This window comes from Kribbella sp. NPDC049227, assembly GCF_043197265.1.
Lineage (GTDB): Bacteria > Actinomycetota > Actinomycetes > Propionibacteriales > Kribbellaceae > Kribbella.
On record NZ_JBICST010000002.1, the window covers coordinates 945,301 to 968,004 of the forward strand.

Consider the following 22,704-nt stretch of genomic DNA (forward strand, 5'->3'; position numbering starts at 1 on the left):
CCGGTTCAGCCGTCGAGCGCCTGGTGGCCGCGGGCAACGAGTGGGCCGACCAGGCCGGCCAGCAGGTCGAAGCCGCCGCCGACGGTCTGGCCCCGCAGGTCGCGAAAGTGGATGCTCTCGAAGATCGCGGCGACCTTGTAGTACGCGAACCCGACGTACCAGCCCATGGTGCCCACGGCAACGTCCAGGTCGGCGGCGTATCGTTCGAGCAGCCGGCTGCCGGGAGGGAACGCCGGCCACTCGCCGGGTACCGCGGCCACCGGGCTGTTCAGCCCGGCGATTCCGTCCCACCAGACGAGCATCGAGGCCAGGTCGGTGAGCGGGTCGCCGATGGTGGCCATCTCCCAGTCGAGGACGGCCCGCACCCGCGGTTTTCCGGCGTGTTCCTCCAGCACCACGTTGTCGAGCCGGTAGTCGCCGTGGACCAGCGTGGTCCGCGACGACCGGGGCAGGCCTTGCGCGAGCCGTTCGCCGAGCTGCGCGATCCCGGGGATGTCCCGCGACCGGGACGCCGCGAGTTGCTTGCCCCAGCGCCGGACCTGCCGCTCGAGGTAGCCGTCCGCGCGGCCCAGGTCGGACAGCCCGACGCGGGCCGGCTCGATGTCGTGCAGAACGGCGAGCGTGTCGACCAGCGCGTCCGCGACCGCCTGTCCGGTCTCCGGGCCGACGTGGCCCAACTGCTCGGCGGTGCGATAGATCGTGCCCTCGGCGTACTCCATCAGGTAGAAGGGCACACCGATCACCGACTGGTCGGTGCAGAACAGGAAAGTCCGGGGGACTGGCACCGGTGTCGGTGCCAGCGCGGACAGGACCTGGTACTCGCGGCCCATGTCGTGGGCGGTCTCGAGCACATGCCCGAGCGGTGGCCGGCGGAGTACCCATCGTTGCCGGCCGTCGTCGAGCAGATAGGTGAGGTTCGACCGTCCACCCGCGATCAACTCGGCCGACAGACCACCGCGGAGCCCGCCTGGCAGGCGGTTCCCGAGGTAGGTGCGGAGGGCCACGAGATTGAGCCCGGGCAGGGTGCCGGTACCGTTCCTCACCCCGCCTGCTTCCGGAGCTCGCGCCGCAGGATCTTGCCGGTCACCGTCTTCGGCAACTCGTCGATGAGCTCGACGCTGCGTGGATACTTGTACGCCGCCAGCCGGTCCTTGCAGTGCGCGATCAGTTCGTCCGGCGTCGCCGTCGTTCCCGGCTTGAGGCTGACGAACGCCTTCACGGTTTCGCCGCGGTACTCGTCCGGTACGCCGACGACCGCCGCCTCCCGTACGGCGGCGTGCTCGTACAGCACGTCCTCGACCTCTCGCGGCCAGATCTTGTACCCGGCCGCGTTGATCAGGTCCTTCTTGCGGTCGACGATGTAGAACCAGCCCCGCTCGTCCATGAACCCGACGTCACCCGTGCGCAGCTGGCCTCCGGCCAGCGCGTGCGCGGTCTCGTCCGGCTTGTTCCAGTAGCCGAGCACCACCTCGGGGCCGGACGTGACGATCTCGCCGATCTCGCCGGGTGGAAGGTCGTTGCCGTCGTCGTCCTGGATCCGAACGATCGTTCCCGGCCCGGGTACACCGACCGAGAGAGCACCGCTGAGCGGATCGACCGGCGCGTGCACACCAGGCGGAACGAGGTGCGAGGGTGACGTCGTCTCGGTGAGTCCGTAGACGTTGTGGAGGTAGATGCCGAAGGTGTCCTCGAAGCGCTGCGCGATGGCAGGGGAGATCGGCGCGCCGCCGGAGTACACGGTGGTCATCGACGCGAGATCTGCGCGCGTCACGCCCGGTGTGTTCGACAAGGCGATGAAGACGGTGATCGCGCCGACCGTGAACGCGGGACGGTGCTCGCGGATGGCGTCCAGCATCACGCCCGGCTCGAACCGGTAGGCCAGGACGAGTGGTGCTCGTGTCAGCACGGACACTGCGATGTGGGCGATCAGGCCGGTGATGTGGAACAGCGGTGCGACGCCGAGGACACCGTGGTCCGAGGTCAGTCCGCACCAGTCGCGATACACCTGCGCGTTGTACGTCACGTTCGCGTGGGTGTTCATCGCGCCCTTCGGCGTCCCCGTCGTGCCGGAGGTGTAGGTCAGGAACGCCACATCCTGTCCGTCGTACGACACCGGCTCGGGGTGCTTGCCGAGGTGCGCGGCGATCAGGTCGGCGAAGTCGGCGGTGCCGTCGGACCGCGAACGCTCGACACCTTTGAAGACCCGTTCGTCGTCGCGGGCCTGGTACTCCAGCTCGCTCGTCGTGACCACGAGCCGTACCTCGGTGTCGCCGACGACGTCGCGCGCGACTCCGGCGTACAGACCCTCCAGACACAGCAGCACGGTCGCGCCGGAGTCGTTGAGGTGGTGTGAGAGCTCGCGCTGCTTGCTCATCGGATTCACCGGTACGACGATGCCGCCGGCCTTCCAGGCGGCGACCAGGGCGATCACGAACTGCGGCACGTTCTGCAGGTAGAGGGCGATCCGGTCGCCGCGACGGAACCCGTTGGCCTGCAGGGCGACGGCGAACGCGTCGGAGGACTGGTCGATCTCGCGCAGGGTGAGTGCGCCGTCGAAGTACTTGATCGCCACGGCGTCCGGGCGGTCGGCGACCGAGGCGCGGAACATCGCCAGCGCGTCGGTGAACTCGGGCTCGAAGTCGGTTGCCTGGCCGGCGGCGTACCGGCCGAGCCAGGGACGGTCGTCGTAGCTCATGGCGCGCCTACTTGATGACGACCGGGTTGACCGGGGCGCCGGTGCCGTTCACGACCTTCAGCGGGGCCGCGGTGTACATGAACTCCCACTGGCCGTCCTCGGCACAGTCGGCGGCGAGCTTGTCGAGGTTGCAGATCTCGGTGAAGACGATGCCGAGGTTGCGCATGAGCGCACAGTGCAGCGGCAGCGCGACGCCGCTCTCGGGGTCGATCGTCACCTCGTTGGCGATCGTGTCGGTGACCAGGTTCGGCACCTCGAGGTCCTGGAACCACTGGACCAGTTCGGGGGAGTAGGTGAGTCCCGGCTCGTTGAAGCCGTCGTAGAAGGCCTCCTTGCCGAGCTGGTGGAAGAGGTTCAGGAACCCGGTCCGGATCACCAGGATGTCGCGCTGGCGGATCTCGACGCCCTGGGCCTCGGCGCAGGCGAGCAGGTCGTGCTGGGTGAAGGTCTCGCCCTTGTCCAGGGTCTCCTTGCCGCGGTGGCGGGCCATGTCCAGCAGCACACCCCGGCCGACCACACCCTTCTCCGCGATCGGCTGCACGCTCGCCTTCGCCATCCCGCCGATCGTGCTGGTCGCGTCGTACCCGTTCCAGATCTCGCCGTCGTACCAGACGTGGCCGAGGGCGTCGTACTGCGTCGAGCCCTGAAGGAAGGCGGACATCGCGTCGTCGGCGTAGTGCAGTCCACCGGGGAACGCCGGGCCCTTGTCGGCGAGCCAGTGACTCTCGTCCAGCAACATGTACCGCTCCGAGCCTCGACGGCCAGGCCAGACCGGATCGCCCGCCGGGTTCCCCATCGGCATCTGCAGGGTGAATACCTTGCCGGAGCGGACCAGTGCGACGGCGGCGAGAACCTCCGCCGGTCCGAGGTAGTTGAGGGCACCTACCTCGTCGTCCGCGCCCCACTTGCCCCAGTTCTTCGGCGAGTCCTTGAGCAGGTCACCGACGTAGGGTGCGCTTGCCGTCTCAGTCATCCTCGACCTCCGGTGTTTGTGGAACCGAGCGAGCGATCGGTCTGTGGTGAACAACCCTGGCGAGGTGGTTGAAAGTTGTCAAGATCTCGAAGATGAGAAACCGCGCGCCCCGTGGCGCGGGCGATGAGGCGAAGTACAGTGTTCAGCCATGAGCATTACCGAGCGGTCCGTTGCCCGTGTCTGAACACCTGGCGACCGATGACGACGCCCGGGCCACCATCGGCCGCCGGGTTCGTCAGCTGCGGACGGCGCGCGGTATCAGCCTGCGCCGGCTGGCCGCCGAACTCGCCGTCAGCCCGGCGACGATGAGTGCTGTCGAGAACGGCCGCACCGGAGTCGACGCCGTCCGGCTGGCGCAGATCGCCAGGCTGCTCGACGTACCGGTCGAGCAGTTGTTCCCGGAGTCGTCGACCGGCCTGCGGCAGCGGGCCGGTCGCGGAGTTCTGGCGATGGCCGTGGTGGGGGAGGACTGGCGGCGGTTCCCGCCGATCGAGCTCGACGCGCCGTTGGCGGCAGCGCTCGCCGCGTTCCTCGAGGTCGGGTACCACGGTGCGACCATCCGCGACATCGCCCAGCGGGCCGGGTTGTCCGTGCCCGGTCTGTATCACCACTACGCCAGCAAGCAGGAGATGCTGGTCGCGATCCTCGACCTGACCATGGACGACCTGCAGACCCGGATGCTCGCGGCGCGGGCGGAAGGTGCGGACCCGGTGGCGCGATTCGCCTTGCTGGTCGAGTGTCTGGCCCTCTTCCACACCCACCGGCGCGAGCTCGGCTTCGTCGGTGCCAGTGAGATGCGCAGCCTCGAGCCGGCCGCGTACGAACGGGTCGCGGCGTCACGGCGCGCCGTGCAGCGCATGGTCGACGTCGAGGTGAAGCTCGCGGCCCAGGACGGTTCGTTCACCACGCCGCACGCCCATGAGGCCTCGCGCGCGGTGGTCACCATGTGCACCGCGCTGTCCCAGTGGTTCCAGGCCGGCGGACCGTCCAGCCCCGAGGAGGTCGCCCACCTGTACGTCGACCTTGCGCTCGACCTGGTGGGCAACCATCCCTAGAGAGGTACGCCCCAGGCGGCGAAGGTGGCGGGTGCCGCGTCGAAGTACTGGCCGGTGTTCTGCTGAAGCCACCGGACGTTGGCCGCGCTGATCGGTGAGTCGAACAGGCGGAGGTCGTCGACGTCGGCCACGGACGAGTCCGGGTTGTCGCCGCCGACGTTCAGTTCCGTCGGTTGCAGCAGCGCACCCGCCGAGTAGGGCTCGATCGTGAACGGCTTGCCGTCCAGGAAGAACCGGATCGCCTTCTGGTCGCACGATGCCGCCACGTGCGTCCAGGTCTCGACGGCGATCGGTCCCCGGGCCGAACTGAGGATCCCGGTGGTGCCGCTCGCGCCGAACAGCCGCACCCAGAACACGCCGTCGAGGATGCCGGCGTGGGTGACCTCGGCGCTGCTGTTCCGCAGTACCAGGAACCGGGCGCCGCTGCTGCTGGCTCGGCACTTCACCCACGCCGAGAACGCCCAGCCCGGTGGCGATGCCGGCCAGGTGAGGGTCGTCCTCGAGGCACCCGGCCCGGTGCCGTTCGAGCCGAGGGCGGACCCCTGGATGCCAGTGACCCAGGACCCGGCCGCGGTGAGCGTGAGGTCGTTGCCGGACGACGACTTGTCGTCGGCCAGCGTCCCGGCGTTCTCGTTGAAGTGGTAGATGCCGCGGGCAACATTCTCCGGGCGGTACGGCGTGGCGACCGGCGCGCCGCTCCAGTACCCCGAGGTCACCTCCGCGAGGAAGTTCTTCGTGAAGGTCAGGTAGTCGTACGACACCCGGCCGCCGGCGCTCGCGTCGCCACCGACGTACAGCGTGTCCAGCCCGTCGATCGCGGGTGTCACGTGCGGGACACCATCGCCGATGTTCACCGTCTCCTGGGCGTCCTCGAGCCGGACCTGCACGTACGTCGGGTTGATCGCGAACAGGAACCGGGTCCATTGGCCGACCGTCAGGGTCGCCGTACTGGTCACCGAGACGGTCCCGTCGTCGATGGTGGTCCAGGTGGCGGTGACGGTTCGCGCGGTGTTCACCACGACGCGGACGCGTCCGTTGCCCAGGGCATCGTTGATGGCCAGGATCGGAGCAGCCGTGCCGGTCGGTGCGGTGTCGAGGCGGAGCCAGCCGGAGATGGCGAGCCGGTCGCAATCGGGGAAGTTGATCGCCCCTGACACGCCTGCTGCTGTCGCCGCGGAGACCAGGGCTCGCCCGTACAGGCCGGTGGTGAAACTCGCCGACGGAGCGACTGCGAGGTCGCGGCCGTAGGTGCCGAAGTCTTCGGCGGTGTCGTGGTCGAACGGGTAGATCGCCAGCTGGAAGTCGATCTGCTCGGCGGCGATCAGAGTCGGCCAGTACGTGTCCTCGACCGGATCGTTCCACCAGCGCAGGTCGTCGATGATCCCGTTCAGTGCCTCGGTGCCGGTGAGCGTGTTCCGCCCGGCCTCCATGACGACCTCGGTGCCGGAGTAGGTGAAGGCAGCCGCGGCGTTGACCGACAGGACCTCGACACCGTCGACGGCGATTCTCACGGTGTCGGTGGCCGGCGTGGCGTCGTACACGACCAGGACGTGATGCTCCTCGCCGTCCCGGATGCTGGTGCTCGTGCTGTACGTCGCGCCCGCGATCCTCGCCTCCACGTTGCCGCTGGAGTTGGACGCGTAGACGGCCCAGTTGAGGGTGCCGCTGCTGGTCGCGGACGCGATGCAGCGGGGCGCGGCCGTGGTGTTGCCGAGTCGGACCCAGGCGGCAACCGACAGTCCGCCGTCGGTGTTGAGCGGGTAGAAGTCCTCTCCGGCTCTCGGCGGCCGGACGACCACATGGAGTGCGCCGCCGGTGCAGTTGAGGCCGTCGCCGTACCTGGCCGGGACGAGCGTCGCGGATCCGAGGATCGTGCCGGGCAGGAAGTAGCCGGCGACGTCTCGTACCGTCGTACCGTCGACCGTGTCGGCGTTGAACGTGTAGCCCGCTGCCTGCGCCACGGTCTACCCGGCCCGGCGGACCCGGACGGTCACCGTCAGGTCGGACCCCGAGGCCGTCGATCCGACCCGGTCGACATCGACGGTGAGGTAGTCGCCGGCGGCCAGCGTGGTGACGTCCGGCGTGTCGCCGGCGTCGGTGTTCGTGCCGGCCGCGATGGTCGGCCGCTTGCCCTGATCCGTGTAGATCGTCGTGCCGTTCTTGTTCACGTCGACGACGAGCGCCGCGCCGGTCGGTGCGGTGTTCACCGCGGCTCGGACGGTCTCGACGACGTACGCGTCTTCGAGGTAGATCCGCGACTTGCCGGTCGCGACCGCGACTGCCCCGGTCACCGAGAACGTGTACGCCTCGATCGGCACCGCCAGGACGCCGTCGATCGTCAGACTTCCTTGGACATGCATGAATACTCCCCCACCGGCGGCCCCCTGCCGCCCGGACGCCCGAGCGTACGGGATCAGTGAGGGCTGTAGCCAGGCCATCGGGGCGCACCTAGTCTGGAAAAGTTGCGAGGCGGCCGTGGAGGGGCGGGCGATGCCGGTGGTGAAGGACGAGGGTGCGTCCTTCTGGGGAGGGCCAGACAGACTGCGCGGTCGCCGCTCCGAGCGCGCAACGCTGGACGAGCTGATTTCCGCTGTTCGCTCGGGCGAGGGGCGTTCGCTGGTGCTGCGCGGCGAGGCCGGGGTCGGCAAGTCGGCGCTCCTGGGCTACGCGATGACGAGAGCCTCGGATCTGCGGGTGCTCCAGGTGGTCGGCGTCGAGTCGGAGATGGAGCTGGCGTTCGCGGCGCTGCATCAGTTGTGTACGCCGATGTTGCACCGTCTGGACCGGCTTCCCGCTCCGCAGCGTGATGCGCTGGCCACGGTCTTCGGCCTGAGCAACACCGGGCCACCGGATCGGTTCTTCGTCGGACTCGCCGTACTGAGCCTGCTCTCCGAGTTGGCGGAGGAGGGTCCGCTGCTGTGCGTGGTGGACGACGCGCAGTGGCTGGATCGGGCGTCGGCCCAGGTCCTGGGAGTCGTGGCGCGACGGCTGATGGCTGAGCCGATCGGCGTCTTGTTCGCAACCCGTCAGTCCGGCGTGGAGCTGCGGGCCTTGCGGGAGCTGGAGGTCGCCGGACTGCGCAGCGACGAGGCGCGGGCCCTGCTGGAGTCGGCGGTTCGGTTCGGACTCGATTCGAGCGTCCGGGACCGCCTCGTGGCCGAGACCGGCGGGAATCCACTGGCGTTGCTGGAGCTGCCGCGAGGGCTGACCGTGGCGCAGTTGGCGGGCGGCTTCGGGCTGCTCGGCGCGCAGGCGTTGTCCGGTCGGATCGAGGACAGCTTCCTCGCGCGGATCGGCGCACTGCCCGAACCGACTCGGCTGCTGCTGTTGGTCGCGGCAGCGGAGCCGGTGGGCGACCCGCTACTGGTCTGGCGGGCGGCCGAGCGGCTTGGGGTAGGGGACTCGGCGGCGGCCGATGCCGAGGCGGAAGAGTTGCTGGTGATCGGCGATCGGGTGGCGTTCCGGCATCCGCTCGTCCGCTCGGCCGTGTACCGGTCGGCGACGCCACTGGACCGCCGCGCCGTGCATTCCGCGCTGGCCGAGGTGACCGACGCGAGGGTCGACGCCGACCGCCGGGCCTGGCATCTGGGCACCGCGGCAGCGGGACCGGACGAGAGAGTGGCTGCCGAGCTGGAACGGTCCTCGGGTCGCGCACAGGCCCGCGGCGGACTCGCCGCCGCGGCCGCGTTCCTGCAGCGCTCGGTCGCGCTGACGGCGGAGCTCGAACGACGTGCGGAGCGCGCACTGACAGCCGCGCAGGTCAGCCTCCAGGCGGGAGAGCTCGATGCGGCGCTCGGGTTGTTGACGACCGCGGAGACCGGAGTACTCGACGAGTTCCAGCGTGCGCGGGCCGATCTGTTGCGCGGTCAGATCGCGTTCGCCTCAGGCCACGGCAGCGACGCGCCTCCGCTGCTGCTGAAGGCTGCGAAGCAACTCGAGCCGTTCAACCTGGACCTCGCCCGCGAGACCTACCTCGACGCCTGGGGAGCGGCGCTGTTCGCCGGCCGGCTGGCCACCGCCGGCAGTCTGCTCGAGGCGTCGCGGGCAGCCAGAGCACTCCCGCCCGCCGACGCTCCGCGTCCCTCCGACCTGCTGCTGGACGGGCTGGCGCAACTGGTCACTGAAGGACGTACGGTCGCCGCGCCGATGCTCAGGCGCGCCACCGGCGCCTTCGCCGCCAAGGACCTGTCCCCGGCGGACAACTTCCGCTGGGGATGGTTGACCACGGTGCCGTCCAACGTGCTCTGGGACGACGAGAGTTGGTCCACGATCAACGCTCGCCAACTGCGGTTGGCCCGCGATGCCGGCGCGCTGGCGCGGCTGCCGATCGACCTGACCGCACACGCCATCCAGGTCGCCTGGCGGGGTGATTTCACCGAAGCCGATGCCGTGATCGCGGAGATCGATGCCGTCACCGACGCGACCGAGACCCGCATCGCGCCGTACGGCGCCATGCTGCTCGCCGCCCTGCGCGGGCGGCAGACCGAGGCGACCGCGCTGATCACGTCGGCCGCGCGGGACGCGGCGGACGGTGGGCAGGGGATCGGCGTCCAGTACTCGCAGTGGGCTTCGTCGATCCTGTTCAACGGACTCGGTCGCTACCCCCAGGCGCTGGCTGCGGCGCACCAGGCGTGTGCGGACACGCCGGAGCTCTTCCTTTCGGCCTGGGCACTGCCCGAGCTCATCGAGGCCGGCGCCCGCAGTGGTGAGCAGCACCTCGCGGCCGGCGCTCTCGACCGACTGGTCGAGGCGACCGCGGCGGCGGGCACGGACTGGGCGCTCGGCCTCGCGGCGCGATCGCGTGCACTGCTGAGCGAGGGCTCGGTTGCCGAAGGCCTGTACCAGGAGGCGATCGATCGCTTGAAGCGGACGCTCCTGCGACCGGAGCTGGCCCGCACACACCTGCTGTACGGCGAGTGGCTCCGCCGCCATCGTCGCCGCGTCGACGCGCGACGCCAGCTACGCACCGCGCACGAGCTGCTCACCGCGATCGGCATGGAGGCGTTCGCCGAACGGGCCCGGCGCGAACTGCTGTCGACCGGCGAGACCGTCCGCAAACGGCGGGTCGGGACGAAGCGCGACGAGCTGACGCCCCAGGAGAAGCAGATCGCCCTGCTGGCGCGGGACGGCCTGTCCAATCCGGAGGTCGGCGCTCGCCTGTTCCTGAGCCCTCGCACGGTGGAGTGGCACCTGCGCAAGGTCTTCGCCAAGCTCGCGATCAGCTCGCGCCGGGAACTCCGCGACGCGCTTCGTGGCGCCGAATCCTGAGGCCCGCACAGCCCGCACAGATGGAGGAACGATGACGGACAAGACCCTGGACGGGCAGACAGTCGTGGTGATCGGCGGGAGCCTGGGCATCGGCTTCGAGACCGCGCGGCTCGCGCGGGCCGAAGGCGCCAGCGTGATCATCACGGCGCGCTCACCGGAACGTCTCCAGCAGGCCGGCAAGGAGCTCGGAGCGGATGTCGCCGCCTTCGACGCGACCGACTTCGACCAGTTGGAGACCTTCTTCGGCGATCTCCCCACCCCGATCGACCACGTTCTGGTCACCGGGCCGGGTCCGTACTACGGGCTGCTCGCCGACATGGACTTCGACGCGGTACGCCGTGACCTCGAAGCGCACCTGCTGTTACCCATGCACGTCGCCCGCCACGCGGCCACCCGGGTTCGTCCAGGCGGGTCGTTGCTCTTCATGGGCGGCACCGGCGGCCGCCGGACGGCGCCGGGCCTCGCATCCATCGGATCGCTGACAGCCGCGGGGCCGGCCCTGACGAGGAACCTGGCCGTCGAGCTGGCGCCGGTCCGGGTGAACCTGATCGCGGCCGGCTTCGTCGACACTCCGCTGTCGGCGGCGATCCTCGGCGACCAGTTGGAGGCCCGTCGTGAGCAACTCCGGACCACACTTCCGATCGGCCGGGTCGTCGGTCCGGACGACATCGCCAACCTGGCGATCCACTTGATGGTCAACACGGCCATCACCGGCGCCACCGTCGACATCGACGGCGGTCAGCAACTCGTCGAAGGCTGACGCTACCCGAACGTGAACACGTACGCCTCGACGCCGGCTTCGTCGAACCTGATCTCCACGGTCCGCTCGAGGACGGCGTCGTACTGGCGCACGAGCTGGTACATGCGGCCCTCGCGCAGTACGCCGTTCCCGTCCTCATCGACGTCGACACCGTGTGATCGGCCAGGCGCCTCGCCGTCGAGCAGCACGCGGAACGGGACCGCGTCCGATGCGCCAGGAGCCAGCACCAGATGTGCGTCCCGCGCCTGGAACCGGAAGGCGACACTACCGCCGGGCTCGTCCAGTACGACGAACTCGGGACGAACCGTCCACCGGCCACCGAGAGCCCAACTGTTGAAGGCGAGACGCCCCGGCAGCTGGTACTCCTGGCGGTCGTCGAGTCCGGCGCTGCCCGGCAGCCGCCCGCCCCGCCCGTAGCCGAGGTAGGTCTCCGGCGTGCGCAGCTGGTTCCAGTCCGCCGGCGCCTCGACGCCGGTGCCGGCCACCGCGACCGGTTCGCGCTCGATGCCGAGAAGTCGCTGGATGGTGCGCTCCGACTCGACGTAGCGTCCTTCGCCGAAGTGATGATCGCGGATCATGCCGCGATCGTCAGCGAAGTACAGCGCCGGCCAGTAGTGGTTGTCGAAGGCGCTCCAGACCCCGTAGTCGTTGTCGAGGGCAATTGGGTAGTCCAGTCCTCGCTCCTTGACCGCCTGCCGCACCAGATCGGTCTCGTGCTCGAACTCGAACTCCGGCGTGTGCACTCCGATCACGCTCAGCCCGTCGCCGGCGTACGCCTGGTACCAGGCCCGCAGGTACGGCACGGTGCGGAGCCAGTTGATGCACGTCAGCGTCCAGAAGTCGACGAGAACGACATGGCCCTTCAGCTCGGCGGGCCCGAGCGCCTCGGAGTTGAGCCACCCGGTAGCCCCACCAAAGGAAGGCAGTTGCTGACCTTGGAACATGACAAGCCCTTCGCAGGCGACGTCTGGTGACGGCGTGGATCTTCAGTGTTGCCGTTGGGGGCGTCCGCTCGCGCCGGTTGAACACCCTGGCATGCCCTTGATCGTCAGGACCAGGGACTCTTGATGCGAAACAGGCGCATGATCAGCGGTATGGATGATCTGCAGGAGATGGTGACGGGCTTCCGGGTGGCAGCGGCGCTCAGTGTGGCGGCGGAGCTGGGAGTGTCCGACGCATTGGCGGGGGAGCGGCGCACGGTTGCCGAGCTGGCGGCCGTCGTCCAGGCCGACGAGGAAACGCTGGGGCGGCTGCTGCGGGCACTGGTGGCCGTCGGGGTGTACGCCGAGCAGGACGGGACGTACTCGAATACCGCGATGGGTGAGCGGCTGCGGTCCGACATACCGGGCACGTTGCGACCGTTGGCTCGGATGCAGCAGGACCCGGCGCTCTGGTCGGCCTGGGGCCACCTCGCTCACAGCGTGCGCACGGGTGAGAACGCGTTCGAGGACCTGCAGGGTGTCGATGTCTGGGTTCACCGGCAGAAACATCCCGAGTACAACGAGATCTTCAACGACAACATGACGGCGTTGAGCTGGTACGTCGGGAAGTCGGTCGCGGCGGCGTACGACTTCTCCGGGGTGAGCAAGGTCGTCGACGTCGGGGGAGGGCAGGGGATCCTGCTGGACGCCGTACTGAACCAGCACGAGCACCTGCAGGGTGTGGTGTTCGACCTGCCGCACGTCGTGGCGAAGGAGCCGCGAACCCAAGCCGTCGCATCCCGATGGTCAGCGATGGCCGGCAGTTTCTTCGAGGCGGTCCCGCCGGCGGACGCGTACCTGATCAAGTCGATCCTGCACGACTGGCCGGACGACCGCTGCGTGGAGATCCTCCGAACGTGCGCCGCGGCGCTCAACCCCGGCGGCGTCGTCCTCGTCGTCGAGCTCGTCCTGGACCGGCCCGGCCACGAGGTGGTGGCCGCGTTCTCAGACCTCAACATGCTGGTCCTACCCGGCGGACGGGAACGCACTGAAACGGAGTACGCCGCCTTGTTCGCAGCCGCCGGCCTCCGCCTCAATCAGGTCATCGACACCGGCACCCGCATGTGCATCCTCGAAGCCACCACCGCATAGCCTCAGGTCAGGTCAGGTCGAAGGAGAGCAACGTGATGCTGTGGGGTGGGAAGTCGTAGCCGGCGTCTGTCAGGTCGAGGACGCCGCGATCTCTCAGGGCAACGTTGTCCGGGCGGCTGAGGGTGTTCGAGGCCAGTACGTCATCCACATCCACGCCGAGATCTCGGACGGCGACTCGCGTCGGCAGGCCTTCGGCGCGGCCATCGAGCATCAGGTCGGCACAGATGGTCGCCGTACGGTGGCGGTTGATCACGGCCAGCCGCAGCGACCGGCCGTCCTCGGTCCGCGTGGCCGAGACGTCGAGGTCGGGCACGGTGCCGCTCCGCGTGCGGAACTCGCCGGCAGCGTCGCGTGCATCCCCTTGCCGTACGGCGGCCAGCCGCCCGGATGAACGGACGTCGGCGGTCAACGCGACCGGGCCGAGGTGGTTCTGGTACAGGTCCCACACGTGGTACGTCGTCGCCCGCACCGCGCCACCCGGTCGGGCGACGACGACCCCATTGGCGTTGAGCAGGTTGACCGTGTTCGCCATCGTCACGGGTACGTCGTGTCCGCTCGCGCGATGCAGTGCGTGGAAGACACCGGCATAGAAGAGCGCATCCGCCAGGGTCCGTGGGCTCCACCGATTGACCCGGTGACAGTGCTCGGTGGAGAGCCCGTCGACGTCGCGCTCGATCGTGCCGCCGTCGTCCGAGGCCTGTGGCTCGGGCCAGGTGTCGGGTTCGACGTGACGGATGTTCCACTCGTCCAGCGCGAGACCCAGCGGCCGTTCGATTCCGTGCCGCGCGGCCAGGCCGGCGACGAGATCGGCGTACGTCTGGATCTGCTGCTCGAAGTACTGCGCCTGGGCGACGATCGCCTCGTACTCGGTGTCGCCGTCGACCAGTTGGGTGGTCGCGCCGTAGAGGTGGAAGGACAGGTAGTCGATCTGGTTCCCGACCGCCTTCAGGACGGTGTCCGTCCAGCCGCGCCGGTCGTCGGTGAGGCCGACCCCGATGAACTTGAGCGACGGGTCGACGGCGCGCATGAAGCGGGCGTGCTCGGTGGCGTCCGCAGCATAGGCCTCGGCGGAGCGATGGCCCATCTGCCAGCGGCCGTAGACCTCGTTGCCGAGACCCCAGTACTTGACCTGGTACGGATCCGGGTGGCCGTTGGCGGCACGCTTCCGTGCGTACGTCGTGTCGCCGGCGTAGTTGGTGTACTCGACCCAGCGGACCGCGTCGTCGACGTCGCGGCAGCTGTGCGCGAGATACGGCTCGGTGCCGACCTCAGCGCACCAGGCAAGGAACTCGTCGGTGCCGAAGTGGTTGTCCTCCTCCTCACCCCACGCGAGCTCGAGTCTTCGCGGCCGCTCGGCGCGCGGCCCGATCCCGTCCTCCCACTGGTACGGCGAGGTGAAGTTGCCACCCGGCCAGCGGACCACCGGAAGGCCGAGCTCGCGGCACAGCTTGACGACGTCGCGGCGCAGTCCGTTGCGCGCGTCCGGGTCGTCGTACGCCAGTGGTGAGCCTTCGTCGAAGACACCGCCGTCGATGTTGCCGAAGAACGCCGACTCCAGGAAGTGGCCGTAGATCAGCGGGTCGATCGTGCTGCGCCGGTCGGTGCGGATGTCGATGGTCGCTGTGGTCTTCACGGGTGCGGGTTCTCCTCGTCCAGGGCGCTGAGGGCGGTGTCGTAGGTCTTCGCGCCGACTTCGAACATCGACGTCATCCAGTGGTAGAAGTTGTCGCCGCGATCCCGCAGCGTCGCGTACAGCCGGCCCATCAGCTCGCGCCGTACGCCGGCCAGCTCGGGGTGCTCGTAGCGGTTCTGCAACTCGTGCGGGTCGGTCCCCAGGTCGTACAGCTCGTTGCCGTCGGCGGGATTCACGATCAGCTTGTAGCGGTCGGTGCGGATCATCCGCTGCGGGTACGGGAAGTGGTGGCCATGGAACTCCGCGACCACGGCATCCGGCCAGTCGGCCGGGCGGTTGCCCTCGACCAGCGGCAGCAACGACCGCCCTTGGTAGTACTCCGGGACAGCGAGTCCGGCGAGCTCGAGGAAGGTCGGAGTGAGGTCGGTGAGAGTGGCGAATCCGTCCTCTGTCCGAGCGGGCGGGTTCCCCGGAATCCTTGCCAGCAAAGGGATCCGGTAGATGTCGTCGTACATCGCCGGGCCTTTGTCGTGCAGCCGGTGCGACCCGGTGAACTCGCCGTGGTCCGCGGTGAAGAACACGGCCGTGTCGTCACTGAGCCCGAGCTCGTCGAGTACCGCGAGGATCCGACCGACCTGCTCGTCGATCAGCGTCACGTAACCCCAGTACGCCGCGATCAGCTCGCGCCAGGTGTCCGGCCCGAGGCTGTCGAACGTCCAGTGCGAGGAGTAGTGCTGTTGCACCCGGGGCTTGTTGGCGAAGGTCTCCGCGATCGAAACCGGCAGCTCGACATCGGCCGGGTCGTAGCGGTGGTAATACGCCTCGGGCAACAAATAGGGCAGGTGTGGTCCGAACCAGTTGCAGCCGAGGTAGAACGGCCGTCCGTCCTCGGCGTACCGGCGGAGCTGCTGGATGGTGCGCTCGGCAAGGAAGTACTCGAAGGTGGCTTCCACCGGCTGCTCGAGGATGCCGGCGAGCAGGTTGCCGGGCTCCCCGTTCGCGAAGGTGCCGCGGACGGGGGAGTGCACCGCGAAAGAGGGATAGCCGTTCTCCGCCAGGTATTGCAGGTAGTCGGGGTGCTGGACGGCGTTGCCCCAGCCGGCGTAGTGCTCACCGTCGTACCCGAAGTCCTTCGGCCCCTTCACCTTGCCGACGTGCCACTTGCCGACGTGGCCGAGCTGATAGCCGGCTTCGCCGAGCAGGGACGAGAAGGGTGGAAACGTGTCGTCGAGCTCCTCGCGGTAGCCGACGTTGCGTTCGTAGTTCGCCAGCAGCGTGTGTTTGTAGGGGAGTACGCCGGTCTGCAGCGTGGCCCGGGCCGGAGTACAGATCGCGGTCGGGGTGAAGCCGTTGGTGAACAACGTGCCGGCGGCCGCGAGCCCGTCCAGAGCGGGGGTTTCGCACACCCGGTTGCCGTAGCAGCCAAGGGTGTCCAGGCGGTGCTGGTCGGTCATCAGGAGCAGGATGTTCGACGGCACTCGGTCTCCAGAGCTAGGGGTCATTGCTTCACCGCGCCGGCCAGGCTCTCGACGAACTGCCGCTGCAGTACGACGAACACGGCGACCACCGGTGCCAGGGACAGGACGGCGGCCGCGGCCATCCCGGCCCAGTCGGTGTCGTTCTCCCCGACGAACGCGGACATGCCGACCGCCAGCGTGCGTAGCTCGGGATGGCTGAGCGTGAACACCAGCGGCAGCAGGTAGGCGTTCCAGGCGGCGAGGAACTGCAGGATGAACACGCTCACCGTGATCGGCTTGGCCAGCGGCAGCATGATCCGGAAGAAGACCGTGAGCGGTCCGGCGCCGTCCATCCGGGCCGACTCCTCGAGGTCCTTCGGGATGGTCCGGAAGAACCCGGCGTACAGCAGCGTCGCGGCCGCGTGACCGCCCGCGCCGAGCCCGAGGACGACGCCGAGGTGCGAGTTGAGCAGTCCGAGCTGATCGGTCAGCTGCGTGACCGGGATGATCGTGTAGCCCTCCGGCAGGAAGAAGGTGACCAGGAAGACGCCGATCAGGACCTTCTTGCCGACGAAGTCGTACCGCCCGAGCACATAGCCGGCCAGCGCGCTGCGCATGATGACCAGGGCAACCGTGCCCAGCGTGATCAGCACGGTGTTGAGCATGTACGACGAGAACCCGACCTCCGACCAGGCCCGGCTGTAGTTCTCCCAGACCGGTGCCTCGGGCAACAGGTTCAGGCCTTTGCCGAAGATCTCCGGATTGGTCTTCAAAGATCCGGAGACCAGCCAGAGGAACGGGTAGATCCAGACGGCGCAGAGCAGTGCGAGCCCGGTGCCGATCAGCCAGCGAGAGCTTCTGGTCGCGATCATGCCATCGCCCGCCGTGCGGCCCGGATCCCCAGTGCCTGGGCGATCGCCAGTGCCATCGTGAGCAGCCCGAACAGGACAGCCGCGGCCGAGGCGTACCCGAGCTGTGGGACAGTGGCGCCGAACGCGGTCCGGTAGATGTAGACCTCGACCACCTCCGAGGAGAACGCGGGACCGCCGCCGGTCAGCGTCATCACCAGGTCGAAGACGTTCAGTGCCCCGACCATGTCGATCAGCGTGATCACCACCAGGAACGGCAGCAGCAGCGGCAGAGTGACGTACCGGAACTCCTTCCAGTTGCCGGCGCCGTCGATCCGCGCGGCCTCGTAGAGCTCGTTCGGGATCGTCTGCAGCGCGGCCAGCCAGTAGATCAGTGTGATGCCGAGCCACTTCCACACCCAGACACCGATCACGCTGTACAGCGACATCCCGGACGAGCCGAGGAAGTCGACCGGGCTGTCCACCAGCGCCGACTTCACCAGGGCCAGGTTGACCGGCCCGCCGGCGTCCAGGATCAGCGTGAACACGACGCCGACGATCGCGCCGGTGGTCACGACCGGCAGGAACAGCAGGGTCCGGAAGAGTCCGCGGAACGGCGTACTCCGCCGGTTCAGCACGATCGCGAGGAGCAGCGCCAGACCGACCCGCAGCGGCACTGCGATCACCAGGAAGACGAGCGAGTTGCGGAACGAGTTCCAGAACAGGTCGTCGGCCCACAGCAGCTCGAAGTTCGCGAAGCCGATGAACGTGCCGACGTCGGCGAACCCGGGCCAGTCGAGAAACGCGTACCACCAGCTGGCGACGAGCGGATAGACCGTGTAGAGGCCGTACCCGACCACCGTCGGCAGCAGGAACAGGTAGATCCACCAGTCGTCCCGCATCCGCCGCCAGACGGTACGCCGCTTCGGCGCGGGCGCCGGCGGCTTCCGTCGTACCGGTGCCTCCGTGGTGACGGTCACTTGTAGCTGGCCTGGGTGTAGTCCTGACCGGGCTGCCAGTTGCCGAAGACCCAGTCGTCCTGGCTGACCTCGGCGCCTTTCTTCTTCGCCGCGCCGATCGCGCGCTCGCGTTCCTTGGTGGCCTTGTCGGCGTACTGCTGGAGCGCTGCCTTGTAGTCCTTGGTCGAGCCGGTCAGCACGGCCTGGACGATCTCACCGGGGCTCGGGTGCACGTCGCGCATCTCGGCCAGGGCCTTCGCCACGCCACTGTTCCGGACCTCCGGCACCGGCCCGATCCGCACGTCCTGCTGGAAGAACGAGACGTTCTTCTTGTACGCCGGGTGGACCTCGGCCTTGTCCACGGAGTCGAGCAGGATCGGCGGCTGGTCCATCCGGGTGGCCAACTGGGCGGCGAACTCGGGCGTGGTCATCTGGAACAGCACGTCGGCGGCGACCTTCGGGTTCTTGGCCTGATCCGACACGAAGAACGAGCCGGGCGCGGGCGCGACGTACACGGTGCCGCGTTGCGTCGACGGCGCCGGGATCTGCCAGGCGCTGATGCCGCGCTTGACGGCCGGAGACTCCTCGACCATGAGACCGCCGATGAACCACGGGCCCCACGGGAACAGCGCGGCCTCACCGGCGGCCCAGCGGGCCCGGGCGTCCCGCGGACCCAGGGAGGAGGACGCGGGATGCAGTACGCCGTCGGCCTTCAACGCGAGCAGGAACTCCATCGCCTGGACGAACGGGTCGCTCGCGACGACGATCTCGCCGGTCTTCCAGTCGGTCTGACCGGGTGCGCCGGCCATCTGGGCGAAGGCGGTCAGCTTCCCGCCCAGGTAGTCGGTGTCCTTCATCGGCAGCAGGAGGCCGTGCACCGAGTCGGGCGTCTTCTGGTCGAGCGTGCGGACCGTGGCGCGGTACTCGTCCCAGGTCGCCGGCGACTGCTCGGGATCCAGCCCGGCCTGCTTGGCCAGCGCACTGTTCACCCAGGTCGTCGAGTCGTGCCACCGGCCGCTGAAGACCGGGAACGTGTACACCTTCCCGTCGAAGCGATGGATCCCGTCGTACAGGTAGTCCTTCATCGGACTGTTGCCGAGATCAACGAAGTCGCCGATCGGGTGGAACCAGCCGTTGGTGACCAGCGCCGCGACGCTGCCGCTCAGGCCGGCCGTCGAATGGACGTCGGGCAACTGCTTGCTGCGCCGGGCGAGTTGCAGCGCCTGGCCGAGGTCGGCGGGATCGAGCTGACGGCGTTTCACCGTGATGTCGTCGTGTTTCTGGTGGTACTCGACGAACAGCTTCTTCTCGAACAACTCGGTCAACGGCCGGAAGTGGTCCCACCAGTTGACGGTGATCGGACCGGTGGTGCCGGCTGGATCGGCGCCGGCGTTCTGGGCGCTCTGGCCGCCGCCGGTGCAGGCGTTGAGCAGCGGAAGGCCGAGGGCGAGGCCGCCGGCGGTGCGCAGCAGTTGGCGTCGGGACGGTCGGGGCGTGGTCGAGGTGCTCATGGCGAGTGCCTCCTCAGGGCAGGGCTCAGCCGAGGTCGGGGATCCGGTCCCGCGCGGCCGCGGCCTCGGCGGGATCGGCGGGGGCGGCCGGGTAGCCGGCCAGGAGCGCGGAGCGCCGGAGTACGAGGGCGATACCGCCGCGCGCCGCATCGTCGTGGCCCAGGGCGGCCGGTGCGATCCGCAGCCCGTGCCGCACCTGGTTGTGGGTGTGCTTGCGGACGGCGTCACGGATCGGGTCGAGCAGCGCCGCACCGGCCGCGGCCAGTTCGCCGCCGATGACCACTGTCTCGGGGTTGACGGTGTTGCAGGCCGCCGCCAGGACCTCACCGGTCCTGGTGCCGGCCGTCGAGATCACCGCGCGTACCGCGCGATCGCCGTCGTCCAGCCGGCGCAGTACCTCGTCGAAACGCCGTACGCCGCACTGCTCGAGAATCGCGGCGAGCGAGACGTAGCGCTCGAGACAACCCCGGCCACCACACACGCACTTCGGTCCGCGGGGATCGACGGTGATGTGGCCCAACTCGCCGGCCGCGCCGCCGGCACCGGAGAACAGGTGCCCACCGAGGACCAGGCCGCCGCCGACGCCGTACGAGAGCCGGAGGTACAGGACGTTCTGCAGACCTGCGCCGGCGCCCCAGATCGCCTCGCCGAGAGCGGCCAGCCGGGTGTTGTTGTCGACGTACACAGGTACGCCGAAACGGTCGGTCAGGCCGTCGCGGACGAGATGAATGCGGGTGGCCCGGCTCGGCTGGCGGTGGCCGCCGGTCTCGGACACCGGACCGACCACACCGACGCCGACACCGGCGAGCGCGGACAGCGAGATTCCGTTGTCGGCGGCAAGCGTGTCGACCAGGTCGAGCGCCAGTTCGAGCCGCCTGGACCACGGCGTCCGTTCGGAACAGTCGGTGCCGGCCGAGCCGACGACCTCGTGCGCGACGTTCGCGATCGTCACCTGGATCAGGCGATGACCGAGATCCATGCCGAGCGCGAGCCCGCCGGACGCGTTCACTGTCAACTGGGTGACCGGGCGGCCGCGGCCGCGAGTGGTGTTGTCGTCGATCGCGGTCTCGGTCAGTGCGTCGGCCGCCAGCAGCTCCTGGACGATCGACGACAGGGTCGCCCGGGACAGGCCGGTTCGCTCCGCCAGCTGGGCACGGGTCATCGCGCCCTGCGTGCGCAACACCGTCAGCACCCGATCCTCGTGGGTCTCCCGGAGCAGGCGCAGCGGTCCGGCGGTGTCCTTGGCCATGCGGAGGACTCTGGGCCGTCTCCCCGTTTTCTGTCAAGACCTCGGAATTAATCCATACAGATTAATTCCGGGCTCTTGACGTAAAAACTCCGGCGGCACCAGACTGACCGTGGTGACCGACGTAGTCGCCGAAGACCGCGCCCGACGAAAGGACGCCCCTGGTGAGGTCAGGCTCCCGATGCGATGTCCGGGGCAACGATCGGAGCGACGACGGTCGTGTACTTCAGCGACAGTTTGTTGTCGTGCGACGATTCGGTGATCTCGATGAGCGACCGGCGTACCTGCGCCTCCGCGGTGAGAGTCCAATCGGCGTCGTCGTCCAGCGGCGAATAGACGCCCGTGATGTTCACCTGGACCTGTTCGCCGTTCTTGAGGGTCTTGCTGGTCCGCATGAAACCGTGCAGACGGCGGGGTCCGGCCGGGATCAGGTACTCGACGAGAGACAGTTGTGCGCTCTCGATCTCCGGGAGGTTGAGACTGCCCTCCTGCACGCCTGTCGAGGTGACGTCGTCACCTGAGGTGCGGATCTCGTAGGTGAATTCGTAGCGTCCGTAGGTCCCGTAGTCGAACGTCCGCTGGAGCCGATAGTTGCCTCCAGCCAGTGAAAGCAGGTTCTTCGCGCCGTTCTGCTCGCGGGCGAAGATCGGGCTGACACCCGCACTGGTGCAGTCGACCAGGACAAGGATCGGCATACCCTTCGGAACGCTCGACAGTTCCCAGTCGGTCTCGATGGTTCCGTCCTGTCGCGAGCCAGTGGCCTTGTAGCTCATCGTGAACAGTTCCCCGTTGATGAAACTGCTCCCCGTCGAGGTCACCCGCACGTCACCGGTTGTTGCGCTCATGGCGCACCCCCCAAACCGCTCGGTCCGTTGTGTCAAGAGGCTAGTTTCGGTTCCCGTCTGCGGCAAGGGATGCAGAAGACATGCGCCGTCAGGCTCGCCGTTGCAAGGTCCGGAGCACGTGGTAGACGACAATCGCCGTCACGGAACCGCAGGCGATCCCGGCGAACCGGTAGTCACCTACTTGCAGAGTGAAGTCGCCGACGCCGACGATGAGGGCGACCGCAACCGTGGAAAGGTTCACGTAGTCGCGGAAGTCGACCGGGCCGTCGATCCAGATCCGGGCACCTAGGACGGCGATCAGACCGAACAGTGCGGTGGCCGCGCCGCCGACGACCCCGACCGGCATCGCGGAGACCGCGGCGCCGAACTTCGGCAACAGACCGAGCAGGATCGCGAAGCAGCCCGCGATCAGGTAGGCCAGGGTGGAGTACACCCGCGTCAGCCCCATCACGCCGATGTTCTCCGCATACGTCGTCGTACCCGAACCACCGAAGCTGCCGGCGATGCACGTCGCGAGCCCGTCGCCGATGTAGGAGCGGCCGAGCATTCCGTCCAGATTGTCGCCCGTCACGGCGCTGACCGCCTTCACGTGTCCGGCGTTCTCGGCGAGCAACACGAGGAGCACGGCCGGCACGATCAGGACGATGGCGCGCGGCTCGAACGTCGGCGCGGTAAGTTCCGGGATGCCCACCCAGGGAGCGCGTTCGACCGGACTCCAGTCGACCTCACCCAGGACCGCCGCGAGGGCGTAACCCGCGCAGATGCCGAGAAGGATGGACAGTCGCGCCCAGAGGCCGCGAAGCAGTACCCCGGCGAGCAGAATCGCCAGCAGCGTGACCACAGCGATGCCCGGCTGTGCGCTGAACTGGTCCTTGGCGACGGGCGCCAGGTTCAGACCGACGATGACGACGACCGCCCCGGTGACCGTCGGCGGGAGGAGCCGGGCGACCGGACCGGGACCTACGTAGTGCACGACCCCGCCGATCACCGCGAGCAGAATCCCGGTGCACACGATGCCGCCGAGCGCACCGGAGACGCCGCCGTTCACCTTGGCGGCGAGCACTGGGGCGATGAACGCGAAGCTCGAGCCGGTGTACGACGGGACCCGGCCGGCCGTTACGACGAGAAACACCAGGGTTCCGATCCCGGAGAACAAGACGGTGGTGCTGACGGGGAAGCCGGTGAGGATCGGGACGAGGGCCGTGCCGCCGAACATCGCCAAGGTGTGCTGTGCGCCGATCGCGAGCATCTGCGGAAGCACGAGCCGTTCCTGGGGCGCGACGACATCAGTCGTGCCGGACAGGCGCCCGTGACCATGCAGTCGCCAGGGGCCTCGTGGTGTGCCTTTCGGCGAATATCGCAACGGCATGTCGTGAAGATGC

General features: G+C 68.7%; 18 protein-coding genes. 4 read left to right on the forward strand and 14 right to left on the reverse strand.

Annotated features, from left to right (window positions below; genetic code table 11):
* Positions 1-5 precede the first annotated feature (5 nt).
* The 3 genes from ACGFH6_RS11255 to ACGFH6_RS11265 are packed head-to-tail and all read right to left on the reverse strand — an operon-like array spanning position 6 to position 3,668.
* A complete protein-coding gene (locus tag ACGFH6_RS11255) occupies positions 6-1,043 on the reverse strand; it encodes a phosphotransferase family protein (protein ID WP_393382605.1) in 1,038 nt (345 codons plus the stop codon).
* Positions 1,040-2,695 carry a long-chain fatty acid--CoA ligase gene (locus tag ACGFH6_RS11260; protein WP_393382607.1) on the reverse strand — a complete coding sequence of 552 codons (1,656 nt, stop codon included), beginning with the start codon at positions 2,693-2,695 and terminating at the stop codon, positions 1,040-1,042. Before ACGFH6_RS11260 ends, ACGFH6_RS11255 begins: the two co-directional genes overlap by 4 nt.
* A gap of 7 nt (positions 2,696-2,702) precedes the next feature.
* Positions 2,703-3,668 carry a cyclase family protein gene (locus ACGFH6_RS11265; protein ID WP_393382608.1) on the reverse strand — a complete coding sequence of 322 codons (966 nt, stop codon included), beginning with the start codon at positions 3,666-3,668 and terminating at the stop codon, positions 2,703-2,705.
* Between the two features lie 176 nt (positions 3,669-3,844).
* Between ACGFH6_RS11265 and ACGFH6_RS11270 the strand changes: the two genes are divergently transcribed.
* Positions 3,845-4,723, forward strand: coding sequence for a TetR family transcriptional regulator (locus ACGFH6_RS11270; protein ID WP_393382610.1), 879 nt, complete (start codon positions 3,845-3,847; stop codon positions 4,721-4,723).
* On the opposite strand, the gene ACGFH6_RS11275 is transcribed toward ACGFH6_RS11270, so the two are convergent.
* Together ACGFH6_RS11275 and ACGFH6_RS11280 are read right to left on the reverse strand one after the other, a co-directional pair.
* Positions 4,720-6,684 carry a LamG-like jellyroll fold domain-containing protein gene (locus ACGFH6_RS11275; protein ID WP_393382612.1) on the reverse strand — a complete coding sequence of 655 codons (1,965 nt, stop codon included), beginning with the start codon at positions 6,682-6,684 and terminating at the stop codon, positions 4,720-4,722. The two genes, ACGFH6_RS11270 and ACGFH6_RS11275, sit on opposite strands and share 4 nt — an antisense overlap.
* Before the next feature lie 3 nt (positions 6,685-6,687).
* Positions 6,688-7,083, reverse strand: coding sequence for a hypothetical protein (locus tag ACGFH6_RS11280; protein WP_393382613.1), 396 nt, complete (start codon positions 7,081-7,083; stop codon positions 6,688-6,690).
* Positions 7,084-7,213: 130 nt separating this feature from the next.
* Between ACGFH6_RS11280 and ACGFH6_RS11285 the strand changes: the two genes are divergently transcribed.
* Complete coding sequence (locus tag ACGFH6_RS11285) at positions 7,214-9,991, forward strand: AAA family ATPase (RefSeq protein ID WP_393382615.1); 2,778 nt, start codon at positions 7,214-7,216, stop codon at positions 9,989-9,991.
* Positions 9,992-10,022: 31 nt separating this feature from the next.
* Complete coding sequence (locus ACGFH6_RS11290; RefSeq protein WP_393382617.1) at positions 10,023-10,751, forward strand: SDR family oxidoreductase; 729 nt, start codon at positions 10,023-10,025, stop codon at positions 10,749-10,751.
* Positions 10,752-10,753: 2 nt separating this feature from the next.
* On the opposite strand, the gene ACGFH6_RS11295 is transcribed toward ACGFH6_RS11290, so the two are convergent.
* The gene (locus ACGFH6_RS11295) at positions 10,754-11,695 is read right to left on the reverse strand and encodes a redoxin domain-containing protein (RefSeq protein ID WP_393382619.1); all 942 of its coding nucleotides are present in this window, start codon (positions 11,693-11,695) and stop codon (positions 10,754-10,756) included.
* Positions 11,696-11,845: 150 nt separating this feature from the next.
* On the opposite strand from ACGFH6_RS11295, the gene ACGFH6_RS11300 reads away from it, so the two are divergent.
* Complete coding sequence (locus ACGFH6_RS11300; RefSeq protein WP_393382621.1) at positions 11,846-12,823, forward strand: methyltransferase; 978 nt, start codon at positions 11,846-11,848, stop codon at positions 12,821-12,823.
* A 7-nt stretch (positions 12,824-12,830) separates the two neighbouring features.
* On the opposite strand, the gene ACGFH6_RS11305 is transcribed toward ACGFH6_RS11300, so the two are convergent.
* The 8 genes from ACGFH6_RS11305 to ACGFH6_RS11340 all read right to left on the reverse strand — a co-directional run bounded on the left by ACGFH6_RS11305 (position 12,831) and on the right by ACGFH6_RS11340 (position 22,583).
* Positions 12,831-14,456: an alpha-L-arabinofuranosidase C-terminal domain-containing protein gene (locus tag ACGFH6_RS11305; RefSeq protein WP_393382622.1), complete on the reverse strand. Its 1,626-nt coding sequence runs from the start codon at positions 14,454-14,456 to the stop codon at positions 12,831-12,833.
* A complete protein-coding gene (locus tag ACGFH6_RS11310) occupies positions 14,453-15,958 on the reverse strand; it encodes a sulfatase-like hydrolase/transferase (RefSeq protein WP_393382623.1) in 1,506 nt (501 codons plus the stop codon). The genes ACGFH6_RS11305 and ACGFH6_RS11310 overlap by 4 nt, the downstream gene beginning before the upstream one ends.
* On the reverse strand, positions 15,955-16,785 hold the full coding sequence (locus tag ACGFH6_RS11315) for a carbohydrate ABC transporter permease (protein WP_360447553.1): 831 nt from the start codon (positions 16,783-16,785) through the stop codon (positions 15,955-15,957). Before ACGFH6_RS11315 ends, ACGFH6_RS11310 begins: the two co-directional genes overlap by 4 nt.
* Entirely contained in the window at positions 16,782-17,741 is a 960-nt protein-coding gene (locus ACGFH6_RS11320) for a carbohydrate ABC transporter permease (RefSeq protein ID WP_393382626.1), read from the reverse strand. Before ACGFH6_RS11320 ends, ACGFH6_RS11315 begins: the two co-directional genes overlap by 4 nt.
* Complete coding sequence (locus ACGFH6_RS11325; protein WP_393382628.1) at positions 17,738-19,231, reverse strand: ABC transporter substrate-binding protein; 1,494 nt, start codon at positions 19,229-19,231, stop codon at positions 17,738-17,740. Before ACGFH6_RS11325 ends, ACGFH6_RS11320 begins: the two co-directional genes overlap by 4 nt.
* A 25-nt stretch (positions 19,232-19,256) precedes the next feature.
* A complete protein-coding gene (locus tag ACGFH6_RS11330; protein WP_393382630.1) occupies positions 19,257-20,480 on the reverse strand; it encodes an ROK family protein in 1,224 nt (407 codons plus the stop codon).
* Positions 20,481-20,647: 167 nt separating this feature from the next.
* The gene (locus ACGFH6_RS11335) at positions 20,648-21,322 is read right to left on the reverse strand and encodes a hypothetical protein (protein ID WP_393382632.1); all 675 of its coding nucleotides are present in this window, start codon (positions 21,320-21,322) and stop codon (positions 20,648-20,650) included.
* An 88-nt stretch (positions 21,323-21,410) separates the two neighbouring features.
* A complete protein-coding gene (locus ACGFH6_RS11340; RefSeq protein WP_393382633.1) occupies positions 21,411-22,583 on the reverse strand; it encodes a uracil-xanthine permease family protein in 1,173 nt (390 codons plus the stop codon).
* Between the last annotated feature and the right edge of the window lie 121 nt (positions 22,584-22,704).